10 protein-coding genes and 1 pseudogene are annotated in these 14,126 nt (G+C 59.8%); 3 read left to right on the top strand and 8 right to left on the bottom strand.

From position 1 onward, the window contains the following. Window positions 1-410: 410 nt before the first annotated feature. The gene (locus ACIPUD_RS15495) at window positions 411-2,156 is read right to left on the bottom strand and encodes a hypothetical protein (protein WP_446481043.1); all 1,746 of its coding nucleotides are present in this window, start codon (window positions 2,154-2,156) and stop codon (window positions 411-413) included. Window positions 2,157-2,456: 300 nt separating this feature from the next. Between ACIPUD_RS15495 and ACIPUD_RS15490 the strand changes: the two genes are divergently transcribed. The 3 genes and pseudogenes from ACIPUD_RS15490 (at window position 2,457) to ACIPUD_RS15480 (ending at window position 6,401) form a co-directional block, all read left to right on the top strand. After that, on the top strand, window positions 2,457-3,335 hold the full coding sequence (locus ACIPUD_RS15490; RefSeq protein WP_446481042.1) for a peptidylprolyl isomerase: 879 nt from the start codon (window positions 2,457-2,459) through the stop codon (window positions 3,333-3,335). 2,186 nt (window positions 3,336-5,521) lie between these two features. Then, a complete protein-coding gene (locus tag ACIPUD_RS15485; RefSeq protein ID WP_446481041.1) occupies window positions 5,522-5,797 on the top strand; it encodes a hypothetical protein in 276 nt (91 codons plus the stop codon). 185 nt (window positions 5,798-5,982) lie between these two features. Continuing rightward, a pseudogene (locus ACIPUD_RS15480) lies at window positions 5,983-6,401 on the top strand (hypothetical protein). Window positions 6,402-6,562: 161 nt separating this feature from the next. Here ACIPUD_RS15480 and ACIPUD_RS15475 read toward each other — a convergent pair. The 7 genes from ACIPUD_RS15475 to ACIPUD_RS15445 form a co-directional block, all read right to left on the bottom strand. Then, on the bottom strand, window positions 6,563-7,153 hold the full coding sequence (locus tag ACIPUD_RS15475) for a PIN domain-containing protein (RefSeq protein WP_247489829.1): 591 nt from the start codon (window positions 7,151-7,153) through the stop codon (window positions 6,563-6,565). Between the two features lie 2 nt (window positions 7,154-7,155). Continuing rightward, window positions 7,156-7,614, bottom strand: a complete 459-nt coding sequence (locus tag ACIPUD_RS15470; protein WP_446481040.1) for a helix-turn-helix domain-containing protein — start codon at window positions 7,612-7,614, stop codon at window positions 7,156-7,158. 126 nt (window positions 7,615-7,740) lie between these two features. Continuing rightward, window positions 7,741-8,169 (bottom strand): class I SAM-dependent methyltransferase, encoded by a 429-nt coding sequence (locus ACIPUD_RS15465; protein ID WP_446481039.1) that lies wholly within the window; start codon window positions 8,167-8,169, stop codon window positions 7,741-7,743. 10 nt (window positions 8,170-8,179) lie between these two features. Beyond that, entirely contained in the window at window positions 8,180-8,896 is a 717-nt protein-coding gene (locus ACIPUD_RS15460) for a c-type cytochrome (RefSeq protein ID WP_446481038.1), read from the bottom strand. A 136-nt stretch (window positions 8,897-9,032) separates the two neighbouring features. Next, window positions 9,033-12,218, bottom strand: a complete 3,186-nt coding sequence (locus ACIPUD_RS15455; protein ID WP_446481037.1) for an efflux RND transporter permease subunit — start codon at window positions 12,216-12,218, stop codon at window positions 9,033-9,035. Continuing rightward, window positions 12,215-13,633: an efflux RND transporter periplasmic adaptor subunit gene (locus ACIPUD_RS15450; RefSeq protein ID WP_446481036.1), complete on the bottom strand. Its 1,419-nt coding sequence runs from the start codon at window positions 13,631-13,633 to the stop codon at window positions 12,215-12,217. The genes ACIPUD_RS15455 and ACIPUD_RS15450 overlap by 4 nt, the downstream gene beginning before the upstream one ends. Beyond that, the gene (locus ACIPUD_RS15445) at window positions 13,630-14,037 is read right to left on the bottom strand and encodes a FixH family protein (RefSeq protein ID WP_446481035.1); all 408 of its coding nucleotides are present in this window, start codon (window positions 14,035-14,037) and stop codon (window positions 13,630-13,632) included. Before ACIPUD_RS15445 ends, ACIPUD_RS15450 begins: the two co-directional genes overlap by 4 nt. Between the last annotated feature and the right edge of the window lie 89 nt (window positions 14,038-14,126).

The raw sequence follows: 14,126 nt of genomic DNA, 5'->3' as shown, positions 1-14,126 counted from the left end.
GGACAGAATTTGGGTAGGTGAGGGACCAAGGAACGGAAAGGAAATTCCCGGGCCTAGCACCACTGGCGGCAGCCCAACCCCGCCCGGGGCTCCGCCAAGCAGGCCCGGGGGAAGTGCGCCCCCGGCCAAGGCATCCAGACATTTGGGGATGTTAACTTGCGGAGCCGGAAAGCCGGGCGGCAGCAACGGCCCGACAGGCAGACCACCGATAGGGGGAATTGGAAAAATTGGCGGTAGCGGCAGCCCAGGTGGCGCGAAAGGTATTCCCGAACCGCTGCCCGGAAGCAACCCTCCAAGTCCTCCGTCCTTGAACAGGCCTGCGGACCCTGGGCTGGAAAAACAGCTCAACAGAAGCGAGCCGGCGAGCAGCAATTTGAACAAGCGCAGCATAATGTAGTTGCCTCCCCCGCTCACATGTTCAGGCTGGTCTTTATGTTGCTGTAGGCACCGTTACGCTTGGCCCGGTCCAGACATTCGGCAAACAAGGCGCAGCGCTGAGCGCTGATCCGTTCGATCCAGTGGGAATACAGCTGCATGCTATAGAAATACTTGCGATCGTCGAGATCGCCCTCACGCGCTTCGAGTTGCTTCACCAACGTCGGATCGACCGCGTTCTTCGGTACAGGCAAGCGAACAAGGAAACGAAAATCATCGGTATCGATCTGTTTGGACTGATAAGGCGCCATCGCCTCTCCGCATGACGGCATCGCATGCCGCGAACCAGTCTTGTTCACGCAATGCGCGTCGAGAGTTCGAATGGCATCCTCAACCAGCTTGATCTCAGTCCCGAGCTCGTCATTCAGGGCAGGATAGTCGATAGCCCGCAGCCGATGAACATTGTCATGCATGTATGCGGCTGCTGCAGGGTTTCCGCGGTTCGTGCGAAAATCCGCGATGATCACCTGCAACTCGTCGAATGCGGACCGGAGCCGCCGAAGGTATCGGACCAGACTCGTCCGGAGATCGACAAGCTCAGTCGGCTCGAAGTTGAAAGGCCAGTTGTACAGCTCGCTGTACGGAACCACAATCACGTAAAGTGGGCGTCCATTGGCAAACGCCTCCACAGGCAGGGCTCCAACCCGTGTGGTGACGTCCGCGGCCTTGGTCGGAAGCGCGGCTATTTTTCCGCCGTTTTGAACGTAGAAGATTCCGAGCTTGTTGTGGTCGATCAGGTCAGTCAGCTGCAAAGTTGAGTCCATTGAACCACCGGCATTGAATACGCCGACGCCCCCGCCACCTTTCATTGATGTGAAGATCTTCAGTCGCTTGTCGGTTTCAAGGTCGGTAAAGTGATAGAGCAGATATAAATCAGCACCGGTGCCGATCGCCGCGATGAAGCCATCGCCGCAAGCCGCGCGAAACATCTCACGCCCCCCATCTTTCAAAAGGTTCAAAGCGCCGGCACTTATTTTTACGCCAGCAATATTTTCTTTTGTGGCGGGATTAACAATGTTGACTGCATTGGTCGAACCGCTGTCGGATTTCCCATCTGCTGCGGTCCTCTCGGTTTGCGCGGTGACATATGTTGCACCGTTAACGACGGAAGCGTGCGCAACAATGAGATCGTCTTTCGACGTCAACTTGAAAGAGGCTTCGACGTTAAAGGAACCCTCGGCCTTTCCGGAGAAGTTTCCGATGCCGCCGGAGACATTCGCAGATGTGTTGACATTTAGTGAAGCGAAGAACGTTTCTGTGTCGACGGCCTGGGTGTAGTCCATTCGCGCTTGCTGAAAACCGTCGGTCGCGGCGGCACCATAATTTATGCACTGACTATAGACTCTCGTATTCGTGACAAAATCCCAACCATCCGCAAGCCTCGCTCCCGATTGTTGCGGATACTCAACTGTCCTGCGGGACAACAAGAGACCGGTGCCAGCCGAGGTCAAAGAAGGCAGCAAAGGTGAGGGGGGCTTGGGGGCACTTCCAGCGCTCTTCCCTGCTTTGCCACGCCGATAGCTCACCTTGCGACTTGGCAAGCCGCCTGCCGAGGGTTTGGCACCGGACTCATGCGTCTCAGCGAGCCGCTTCACAACCTCAGCTATCTGGTTTTTGTCGAGGATAGGGCCGTTGCGTGTTGCTTCCCATGTCAGGGCTGGACCGGCGGAAAAAAGGACGATGACTGGAGCTGCCAAAAGACGCGTAATCTTTTCGGACAATGTAGCCTCCTTCTGCCGACCTCGATTCGACCGCGTGCAACATCGCGGCCTGCAGCAAGGCTCTTCTGAGGTGGTTGCTCTCGCTTCGATACCGTAGCCGGGCGACTAGCATGGGACGCATTTGCACGGCTGCGGCGTCTGCGCGAAGGTTGGCAAAGATAAAGGCGAGCCAATTCTCGCTATCTTATGAGCAATCTTCGGACAGCCGTAGATAATATAAGGCGAACTTTACACCAACACAGAAGAAATGCAACTCTACGTAAATAAACCTGCGGCGTGAAACGCATTAGGAGGAAACTAATGGAGCAGTGGGACAGTGAAGCAGCGATACCCTTGCTGGCGAAACCGGCGACGGCTGTAGGCTTGCGTGATCGAAGGGTTACGCGCGCAGTGTTTAGGGCTGTCCCGGCTGCGGGTGCCATTTTATGGTTTCTGATGCCGGTTTATGCCCAAGACTCTGTAGTGGCAAAGATCAACGGGGTGGAAATTCGGCAGAGCGAAATCACGCTCGCCGCAGAAGAGGTGAGCGCTGCGGTACCCGCGGCGCTTTCCAATGACGAGAAGCGAGATTACTACATCGCCTATCTGGCGGACTTGGTCCTAATGGACAAGGCCGCTGAGCAGCAGGGCATCACCGCCAGCAACGACTATAAGCAACGTTTAGAGATGGCGCGCCGGAAGCTGTCGGCTCAGATGCTCCTGCAGGCTGCAGCGGCGAAGGCATCGAGTGCGGAAGAGTTGCAGAAGGCATACGCTGAAGCGTCCAAACAGATCGGAAAATTGGACGAAGTGAGCGCTCGTCATATTGTCGTTCGTACGGAGCAAGAAGCCAGGGCTGTAGTGCAAGAGCTGAACGATGGAAAGGACTTCGCCGAACTCGCCAAGGCCAAGTCGATCGCCCCGGACGCCAAGCAGCAAGGTGATCTTGGCTATATTACAGAGGACCAGCTCACGCCTGAATTTTCGACCGCGGTATTCAAGCTGTCGAAGGGCGAGATTTCGGCGCCTATCAGGTCCGACGATGGATGGCACATCGTAAAAATCGAGGACCGACGCAAAAAGGTGATCGGCAGTTTCGACGACGTGAAAGAGAGTTTGCGCGAGTACTCTGTCCGCAAAGCGCAAAGTGACCTTATGACGAAGCTTCGCTCGACAGCTAAGGCAGAACTCTTGAAGTGAGGATAGAGGCACATGCAGGCCCCAGAAGGCATGAGTCCGCCCTTCATTCCCATCCGGCGCCCGTCGGGTCCTCCGAGTGTCAGCCGCCCAGCTGCTCGGTTCGAGCGCTTCTTCCCGGACGTATTGCGCAGTTCGAGGCCGGGTTGACGTGACATCAAACGAGCATAGATTGTGAATGAAAGAATACGAGAGACACGGGTTGCAAAATATAATTCGGATGGAGCAGTTCATTAGTTGGTGAGCACGAACGGAGATCTTTATGATTCGATCAGTTGTTCTAGTGCTTGTGCTTTGGCCCACCATCACTTTCGCGCAGTCTTTCGAGTGTGTCATCAATGATGACGGCGGCATTGACTTGTACGGCATCAACAATATCTCTCGTGTCCTCCGATGCACCGTAACGTGCAGCTACTGGCGTGCCGATGGTAGTGAGGGCTTTGAGAGGTGCGGAACTCAGATGCAGCCTGACTCGCCTCGTACGAAGTATTGCAGTTTCAACAGGAATGATGCCAAAACAATCATTGGCACTTCGCACGACTGTCATTAGCAACGTAGGACGTTCGGAATTGCATCCAGACGGCCGTCTGCTTGAAGGAGGTTCGAAATGTCGAGCTTGCAAAAGCGCAAGCCTTTCTTTTCAGCGCTTGTTCTATTTGTAATCACTGTGCTTGCTTGCGCTCACTCTCATTCTGCGCGAGCCGACACGTCGGCCACAATTTGGTTTACTAATAGTGGCCCAGCAATAGACCCTCTCAAGGTAACGGACGATGTTTGCGGTCAGACTAGGGTAAACCAATTTTTCCCCGCAAGCGACGCGAAGAGGGTAGAGAGCTTCTGCGTAAGAGATGCCTCGCAAGTGAAGACCGACTTGTCGATTTTTCGAGACAACGATCCAAACCCAAAATATCAACTGCAAGATGTTCCGACTGACTCCACTGTAGACGTATTTACAGGCCAAGTTGCGCCGCACTAGCATCCATTTCGGTTCCACGCCAACGACCGACAGCTGACAAGTGGCGCAAACAGAAGTCGCAAGGCCTTTCTGTAACTGTCCCTCAACCTACGAGAACTCGATGACCGGGGCTTGGAGCGGGTGCGCGATTCGCTATGATCGTGGCCCCAAGCTGGCGCGGACCAGCCAATCGAGTTTCTCCAGATTTGCCGGAGTTTCCCGTCCGATTTTTCCCTAAAGAAAAACCGTACAAATCGGGCATGTAGAGAAACAATGGCGGAAAATAATTAAGCCTATACAAAGTGCCGATTTAGCTGTGCTCGGACCGGCCTATCTGAACGTGAAGGAGACTGATCCCCCCGGGGTCTGGGCTATCAACGTATTTATAGCCGTCGAACGGTGCTGCCAATCACCTCCTCTTCTCTGTCCAGATGCTGTTGGAGTATCGCCGGCGACTAAGAAGCAAACCAACGCGGTAGTGCCTCGAAGAGGGCTGTTTGACCCTAAGGTAGGACTATGCCGAAAAACCTTGTTGTACGTTACACGAAGAAGCAGGTCGACCACCTTACTCCAGTCGTCTTTGCCGCCAGGCCAAGCTCGGCGGCCGTGCGCTCCTGCTCCTGCCATTTCAGCGATGTAGGTGCCGAGCATCGGTTCATTGATGACATCGCTCGGCGTTGGCAACGCCTTGTGTTGTGTCCAGATTGGCGGAGCAGCATGGGTATTCCTGAAGTGGCGATCGATCACGCCGAACGTGCCTGATTGCGCTCCAGCTGTCGTCGCGAGGAGATACCGATCGGTACCGTACACAGGATCCGCGAAAGAAAACTGAGGCCAGGCTTGCAGATCAGGGCGGCGCGTCAGAATACTGCCTGGTGAACCTGGATTCCAACCAAGACAAACAGCGATAGACGAGAGCGCGCAAGAGCGACGTGTTCGGAAGCGAGGCATGGTCCGGCGCGTGGGTTAGGCTGTGGGTTGAGTCTTCAAAATCGGAAATCTAGTCGTAAAAACAGCACCCTTTGGTTGACACCCCTTCCGCAAAATCGGTGTCCAGCACAATCCAGCGAAGTCTTGTTTCTCGCGGCCGGCAGCGAATTCGTGTTCCCGGGCAGATCCAACGATAAGCCGATGTCAAATATGGCGCTGTTAATGATCGTCCGCCGGATGAAGGTGGATTGCACGGTGCACGGTTTCCGGTCGGGATTCCGGGAGTGGGCGTCGGAGCGCACCAATGTCGCTCGCGAGATCTGCGAGGCGGCGCTTGCCCACACCGTCAAGGACAAAGAAGGAGGCTGCCTACCGGAGAGGAGATCTGTTTGATAAACCGAAGAATGTGCGCGAGGTGCCGCACACGCCCGCCGAGATCGAAGCGCTGGCCGCCAGCATCGCATCCCTCAGTATGCTGCAATTCCCGTTCGAGCCCGAACTTGGACCCAAGGGCAAGCCGACCGGCCATTATCTCGTCAATGCAGGCGAGGGCCGCCGCTTGGCCCAATTGCTATCGTAAAGCGTAAGGAGATCAAACAGGACGAGTTGATCCCCTGTATTTGCGATGATGTCGAGCACAATGCGACCGAGATCAGTCTCCCCACGAAGACCAGCGGATGAATGTCGTGAGTCGACAGAGGTTCACCGGATACATCTAAGAGGTCGAGGGAGTAAGTTCGCCGGAAGCCGGGTAGGGTGTGGCCAGTGAACTTCCAGGTGACGGTTCTCAAGGTGCTGGTCAGCTATCCAGATGGGTTCGCCGTGATGGGGGACCTTAAGCGCGATATGGCGATCTCCCGGCGACCAGCGGACGGGACTGGGCCGAACGCACGAAGCGATTGGCAGCCCGCGTACCCGACTTGGATATATTGGCCCAAAGTCTCATCGAGCGGATGAACGGCGGCTGGCGTGTCACAGATAAGGGGCGCTCGGTTCTCGAGATTATGGAGGCGCGGTCCGCACCCGCCCAAGCAACGGAGCTAACTCCCGTCCGCGCCGTCGAGGAGCCGACGCTGGCCACCTCTCTGTCACCCGTGCCTTCGATACCGCCAGTCCGGCGCAAGCGCGACCGAAAGCGGCGCCAGCGGGACACTGTACAGCGAAGACAGGCGAAGGCGTCGTAACGAAGGTCGGTCGCGGTTGGATTCGAGTGAAGCGGCGCAAATTACACGTAAGGCATTGATTTTTCTAGGTTTTATTGATTCGCATAACCTTCATTATGGAATATCCGAATTCGAGTTTGCGTCAAGATCGTGTTGCCAAAAGGGCCGTCTTAGTTACTGAGCTAGAGGGATTCGACGTGTGGCCTTAGCACGTCAACCGTCTCAATCAGTCCCGCAGCCTCCATCACGAGCAAGAGCTCGGCCGGCGTCATTTCCGGCTTCTTGAAGCGTTCGCGCATACGCCGAATGGCTGCAACGGCGCGAGCTTCGTCGAGTGCGATAGCATCGGCAATGAAAGCGTCTGCCGATTTTGCCTCCATGTTCAGGTCGGAAAGAACTGCCGCCGGAAAGTCCTTAAGGTTTTCCGTTACGATCATTGCGGCTTGCGTCTTGGCCGCCGCAGCAACAACGTGGTGATCGTTGGGATCGGGCAGACCCGCCGCAACCGGCAAGAAGTTATCAAAATCCGCAACCATGGCGTCTTCGAAGGCAGCTTCCATGCTGGCGCGCGCCCGCTCTGCGCGCGCCTTGGCATCGTTAAAGCCTTTGCCGCTCAAGATTTCTCCGATAGCAATTTCGGTCTCGTCCAGGACGCGGCTCGACCAGCGGAGACGAAAAAATTCCGCCTCTGCCAAGGAGAGAAGCAGGTTCCTTTTGAGCGCGCTTGCAAGCGAGCACGCATCGACGAATGCGGTGAAGCGGTTTGCAAACAAGCTTACAAGTGCTCCGCGTCCCGCTCAGCGAGATTCGCAAGCGCTTTGCCCCGCTTCTCATCACGCGTGCGCTTATAGGCGAATAGGTCCTCTGCCTTAATCCTGCGATGACGCCCCACTGTCACGTGCTGAATTTCGTTCTTCTCAAGCAGCGAGACCAGAAACGGACGCGAGACGTTCAGGATGTCGGCAGCTTGCTGCGTAGTCAACATCTTATGCACAGGCACAAGCGTCACCGCATCGCCGCGACCGATATGCCGCAGCAATTCCATCAAGAGATTCGACAGGGCCGGTGACAAAGTGATCTCAGCAGCTTTTTGCGCATCGTCGAGCACGCGCAGTTTGGCATCTCCCGTCGCATGCGACGCGAGTATCTGACGGAGCTGGTTGGCTGCCGCCTTCTCGCTCGCGGAAGGCAGGCGAGTACCTCCCAGCTCTTCGGCGTAGGCTGGCATCGTCATCGTGTCTTCTCCCCTGTATGGCTCTATATGTAGGCGATATTCGAAATAAACGCAACAGGTGAAATGAACGAAACGTCGGAAAGTTCCCGGGCAACCGGGTTCCCCTCTCCTTTGTCCAGCAGATGTTCAGCAGGTCAATTTAAGAGGGACTTTTAGGGCAGCCCAGCCAAGCTCGGAACTGCCAGAGGGATCTTCACAAGCATAAGGCTTGCGAGCTAGGAATATATTCCGAAATCTATGTTGCGCCGTCACCACCGTATCGATGCTGCGATCATCGAGCGGAATGGCCTCTGCCGAAGCTTGCACGAACTCGATCGGGATGTCCTCATGTCTGGCGCGGCTGGCCATCTCGAGCAGCTTCGGAGCGGGTTTGAGTCCGACAACCTGCTTCACGGACGGCCCGTAGAACGGGAGGTTGCGCCCCGATCCGAGACCGATTTCGAGTACGCGTCCCCGTGCCGCACGGATCGCCCGCTCCCGGTAGGGCACCAGATTCTTTTTGCGCATCGCAAAGTCGCAAAGCTTCGGAAGGATGGCATCGTTGTAGAAGCCCATCCCGGATCTCCTAGCATCGTCCTTCGATCGTCTTGCTGATCTCATCGGGTGCGGCAAAAATCACGTCCGCCCGATCGCCCATCATGCCGGCCGGCACCAAGGCCGGCGCGCCACGGTGCGGACCGTCCTTACCGGAATCCGTCTTCAAGCGCAGATTGCGTTCCCAGAAAGCGCGCGTCTTTCCATCCGCAGTGGTGACGCGGTAGGTGTCGTGACAGTAGGTGATCGCCTTGACCTGCTTGGCCGGCTCCACGCTCTTGAGGTCGGGATCGTGGCCGCCGCCCATCATCCCTCCCATCATGCCACCGCCGCCCATGCCCTTCATGCCGCCCTGCTGCGCCATCTGCTGTTGCGCGCCCGGCTTGGTCGCTTGCCTGAGGAACGCCAGCAGGTCCGCGCGGGCACGGGAATCCTTGATCCCGGCGAAAGGCATGTCGTTGCCGGGCACCATCGCTTCCGGATCGACGAGCCAGCCATCTAGGGAGCGATCATCCCAAACGACGCCGGACGACTTCAGCGCGTCGGAGTAGCGCTCGAAGCTCGGCAGCGAGGCGGCCTTGCGCCCCCAAATGCCAGCCAGACTCGGGCCGGTCATGTTGCGGTCGGGCTGGAGCGAGTGGCACGGGGCACACGCCCTGAAATCCTGCTGCCCTCGCGTCGGATCGCCCTCCGCGAACGCGGGTGACAGCAAGATGGTGGCAAGCGCGACTGCTACAAGTCTCTTCATTTCGGCCTCATCCATCACGAATTCAGATATTTGATGAGCGCAGCCGCTGCGAGGACCAGGACGACGATCACAAGCAGCCACAGAACTCCCATTCCCCCCATCATCCCCGACATCATGTCTTGCATCATGGTTCACCTCATTCGGCTGGCTCCGGAACTAGTTGCAGGCATTTGGTCGGCTTTCGGACCTGCGGCGGAGGCTTGCGATGTTCGCGCGGCAATCCGAATCCTTTCACCAGCCCGAATATCGCCGGGATGACGATCAGCGTGAGCAGGGTCGACGAGATCATCCCGCCGATCATCGGCACCGCAATACGCTGCATGATCTCCGAGCCCGTCCCGGTGCTCCACATGATCGGTAGCAGGCCCGCCATGATCGCGACGACTGTCATCATCTTGGGCCGTACGCGCTCCACCGCGCCCTCCATGATGGCGTCATAGAGGTCGCCGCGGGTCAGGGCCCGCCCCTCGGCGGCACGCCTGGCCGCGGTCTCCGCCAGCGCCTGATTGAGATAGATCAGCATGACGACGCCGGTCTCTGCGGCGACGCCGGCGAGCGCGATGAAGCCAACGGCGACTGCCACCGAAAGGTTGAAGCTCAACCACCACATCAGCCAAAGCCCCCCGACCAGCGCGAACGGCAGCGAGAGCATCACGATCATCGTCTCCGCAATCGAACGGAAGTTCAGGTACAGCAGCAGGAAGATGATCAGCAGCGTCACGGGCACGACGATCTTCAGCCGCGAGGTTGCGCGCTCCAGATATTCGTATTGACCACTCCACATCACGTAGTAGCCCGGCGGAAACTTGATGCTGGCCTGCACAGAGGCTTTAGCGTCCGCGACATAGCCCCCGAGGTCGCGATCGCGGATGTCGACGTAGATGTAAGTCGCGAGCTGGCCGTTCTCGGTCCGGATCGAGGTCGGCCCGCGCGCCGGCGCGACCTTGGCGACCTCGCCCAGCGGTACCGCGCCGCCGGCCGGCATCGGCACCAGCACATCGTTGGCGATGGCCTGCGGATTGTCGCGCAAATCACGTGGGTAGCGCATGTTCACGGTGAACCGCTGCCGCCCTTCCACGGTCGTGCTCACGGTCTGGCCGCCGAGCGCAGTCGCAATCGTGTCCTGAACGTCCTGGACCATGATGCCGTAGCGCGCCAGCGCGGCACGGTCGGGGGTGACTTCCAGATAGTAACCGCCGATGCCACGCTCGGCGTAGGCCGATGAGGTGCCCGCCACGACCTTGAGGACCTGCTCGATCTGCTTGGCGAGCTTGTCGATCTCGACCAGGTCGGTCCCGATCACCTTGACGCCGATCGGCGTTCGTATGCCCGTGGACAGCATGTCGATGCGGGCCTTGATCGGCATGGTCCAGGCGTTGGAGACCCCGGGAAACTGTAGTGCCTTGTCCATTTCGGCGATCAGTCCGTCGATGGTCATGCCGGGCCGCCACTCCTCCTTGGGCTTGAGGTTGACCACCGTCTCAAACATCTCGGACGGTGCCGGATCGGTTGCCGTCGCTGCGCGCCCCGCCTTGCCGTAGACCGAGGCCACTTCCGGAAAGGAACGGATGATCCGGTCCTGGGTCTGCATCAGTTCGCCGGCCTTCGTCACCGAGATCCCCGGAAGTGTCGTCGGCATGTAGAGCAGCGTGCCTTCGTTCAGGTTCGGCATGAACTCGGTGCCGAGCTGCCGCGCCGGCCAGATGCTCACGGCCAGAATGGCGAGCGCGAGCACGACCACCAGCGTCTTGGCGCGCATGACGCCCTTGATCACCGGGCGGTAGATCCAGATCAGGAGGCGGTTGATCGGATTCCTGTGCTCCGGAACGATCCGCCCGCGCACGAAGATCACCATCAGAGCCGGGACCAGCGTCACCGACAGGAGCGCGGCGGCCGCCATCGAGAACGTCTTCGTGAACGCCAGCGGGCTGAACAGCCGCCCCTCCTGCGATTCCAGCGTGAAGATCGGCATGAACGACACCGTGATGATCAGCAGGCTGAAGAAAAGTGCAGGCCCCACCTCCGAGGCGGCGGCGATCAGGACGTCGATCCTGGGCTTTCCCGGCTCGGCGCGTTCGAGGTGCTTGTGGGCGTTCTCGATCATGACGATGGCCGCATCGACCATGGCGCCGATCGCGATCGCGATCCCGCCGAGGCTCATGATGTTGGAGCCTAAGCCCAGCAGCTTCATGGCGCCGAACGCCATCAAGACCCCGATGGGCAGCATCAGGATCGCGACAAGGGCGCTACGGACGTGCAGCAGGAACACGATGCAGACCAGCGCGACCACGACGCTTTCCTCGAACAGCGTGTGCTTGAGCGTATCGATGGCCGCGTAGATGAGGTTGGAGCGATCGTAGACCGGCACGATCTCGACCGACTTCGGAAGGCTGGAGGCGATCTCCCGGAAGCGCTTCTTGACGTTCTCAATCACCTCCAGCGCATTGAGGCCGAAGCGCTGCAGCACGATGCCGCTGGCGACCTCGCCCTCGCCGTTCAGCTCCGTGATGCCGCGCCGCTCGTCGGGGCCCAGTTCGACACGCGCGACGTCGCGCAGCAGCACCGGCGTCCCGTTGTTCGTCTTCAGCACGATGTCGCCGAGGTCGTTGATCGACTTGATGTAGCCCTTGCCGCGGATGACGTACTCGAACTCGGACAGTTCGACGGTCCGCCCGCCGACGTCGGCGTTGCTGGCGCGGATAGCATCGCGCATCTTCTGCATGGTGATGCCGCGGTCGCGCATGCGTTGCGGATCGAGGATCACGTTGTACTGCTTGACGAAGCCGCCGACGCTCGCAACCTCGGCGACACCCTCGGCCTTCGCCAGTGCGAACTTCAGATTCCAGTCCTGGATGGTGCGGGTATCGGCGAGGTTCAGTTCCTTCGATATGATCGCGTACTGGTAGACCCAGCCGACGCCGGTCGCGTCGGGGCCGATCGTGGGGCTCACGCCGGCAGGCAGGCGCGCGCTGGCGCCGTTGAGGAATTCCAGCACGCGCGAGCGCGCCCAGTAGATGTCGGTGCCGTCCTCGAAGATGACGTAGACGAAGGAGACGCCGAAGAATGAAAAGCCGCGGACGACTTTCGATTTCGGCACGGTCAGCATCGCCGTCGTCAGCGGATAGGTGACCTGGTCCTCGATCACCTGCGGGGCCTGGCCCGGGTACTCCGTGTAGACGATGACCTGGGTGTCCGAGAGATCCGGGATGGCATCGAGCGGCAGATGCAGAAGCGCGTAGAGCCCCGCAGCGGCGGCGAAGCCCGTCCCGAACAGCACCAGCAGCAGGTTGCGGGCGGACCAGGCGATGAGGCGCGCGATCATTGCTGCGCCCCCTCGGCAAAGCCCTTCAGGGCGGCCTTCAGATTGCTTTCGGCATCGATCAGAAAATTCGCCGAGACCACCACGGCCTCGCCCGCCGCGAGGCCTTGCCGGACCTCCACGAACCCGCCGCCACGATTGCCGAGCTCGACCTCGCGCGGCTCCAGTCGACCCTGCCCCTTGTCGACGAAAACAGCCTGCCGGGCGCCGGCGTCCATCACGGCACTCTCGGGCACCGTGAGAACCGCCTCGCCGCTTCCCGTGTCGATGTCGGCATCGACGTACATGTCGTGCAGCAGGATCAGGTCCGGATTCTGCAGTTCGATCCGGACGCGCGCGGTCCGGGTCTCCTTGTTGATCTCCGGGTAGATGACCTCGACCTTCCCCGTGAACTCCCGTCCCGGAAAGCTCCGCGCTTTCACCGTGACCGGCTGGCCCTTGGCGATCATGCCGAGGTCGCGTTCGGCGATATCGATCAGGGCCCAAACACAGGAGTGGTCAGCGATCCGGAACAGGACGCCGCCTGGCTCGACGCGCATTCCCTCGATGGCGTTGCGCTCCAGCACGATGCCGTCGCGCGGCGAAGTCCATCCGATCGACGTCGGCACGGTCCGGCTCTTCTCGATGGCCGAGATCGCAGCATCGGGCACGTCCAGGTTCATCAGGCGCTGGCGCGATCCACGCCCATACTGAACGTCGCCGCTGGTCGTCTTCGAGGTGATGGTGGTGAGGTACTCGGCGGCAGCAGAGGAGACGGATGGGCTGTAGACCTCCATCAGCGGCTGCCCCTTGATCACGTGAGATCCGGTCGTGACGTCGGCCACCTTCAGGATGAAGCTTTCCGCCCGCATCGCGACGACGGAGATCCGCCGCTCGTCGAGCGCGATCGTGCCCGGCGCCCTGACGACGGTCCGGATCACACGCATCGCTGCGGGCTCCGACTTGACGCCGGTCCGCTGGATCTTGCCGGGCGAGAGTTTGATCGATCCGTCGTCGCTGTCGTCGCCCTCATAGACGGGGATGTAGTCCATCCCCATCGCATCCTTCTTCGGCGTCGGCGATGTGTCCGGCAGGCCCATGGGATTGCGGTAGTATTTGATCTTGCGCTCTCCGGAGGCGCCGGCCGCCGTTGTCGCCGGCGGCGGGGTTTCCGCCTGGTCATCGTCGAAGCTGATGTCGGCGCCTGCGGGCACCGCGCGGAAATCCCGGCCATCCGGGGTCTTTCTCGGCACCAGCGAGTACGACGGCTTGCCGTCCGGATCCCGGTAGTAGATCGGGGCGCCGCTCTCCTCGGCCGCAGCGGGACCGATCACGGCGGCGGTTCGCGCCGTCGGCCACTGCGGGCCGGCGAAGACGAACGCGATGCCCGCCGCCGCGATCAACGCGGCTGTCAGGCTTACTGCGATGGGGCGGGTCACTTCTGCGCCGTGATGACGAGCTTGTTCTCGACGGTGCCGGTCTCGCCCTGAACCTTGGCTCCGAGCGAAAGCTGCCAGCGCCCCGCCATGCCGAAGGTCGCCTTGAAGCGGTACGTGCCGGGCTCCGCCCCCGACATGGGCGTGACCTTGGTCGCCATCTCCTGCATGCCGTCCGGAGCCATGTCCAGACGGCTGGCGAAGATCACCGCATCCGGCACAGGTTTGCCGGTCTTGGTGTTCACCAGCCTCACGGTGACGATCTTGTCAGGCCCGGCCTGGACCGACTGGTCGACGAGCTCGAACTTGTAGTCCTTGATGTCGGCCAATGCGGCCGCGCTTGTGCTGGCGATGGCGGCAGCGATCAACGCCGCCTGGACGGCGCGCGCGAAGGTAGACGTCTTCATGTTCTGTGTCCTCGATATCCTAAATTCGCCGCTAAAGCGGCGTGCGTCATCCGCGCGCGCGAGGCGCACGGACGCGATCGGCGTCAAGC

Source organism: Bradyrhizobium sp. CAR08, from assembly GCF_052871955.1.
The sequence above is the reverse complement of the archived record's forward strand: the minus strand, read 5'-3'. Positions and strand labels throughout refer to the sequence as shown.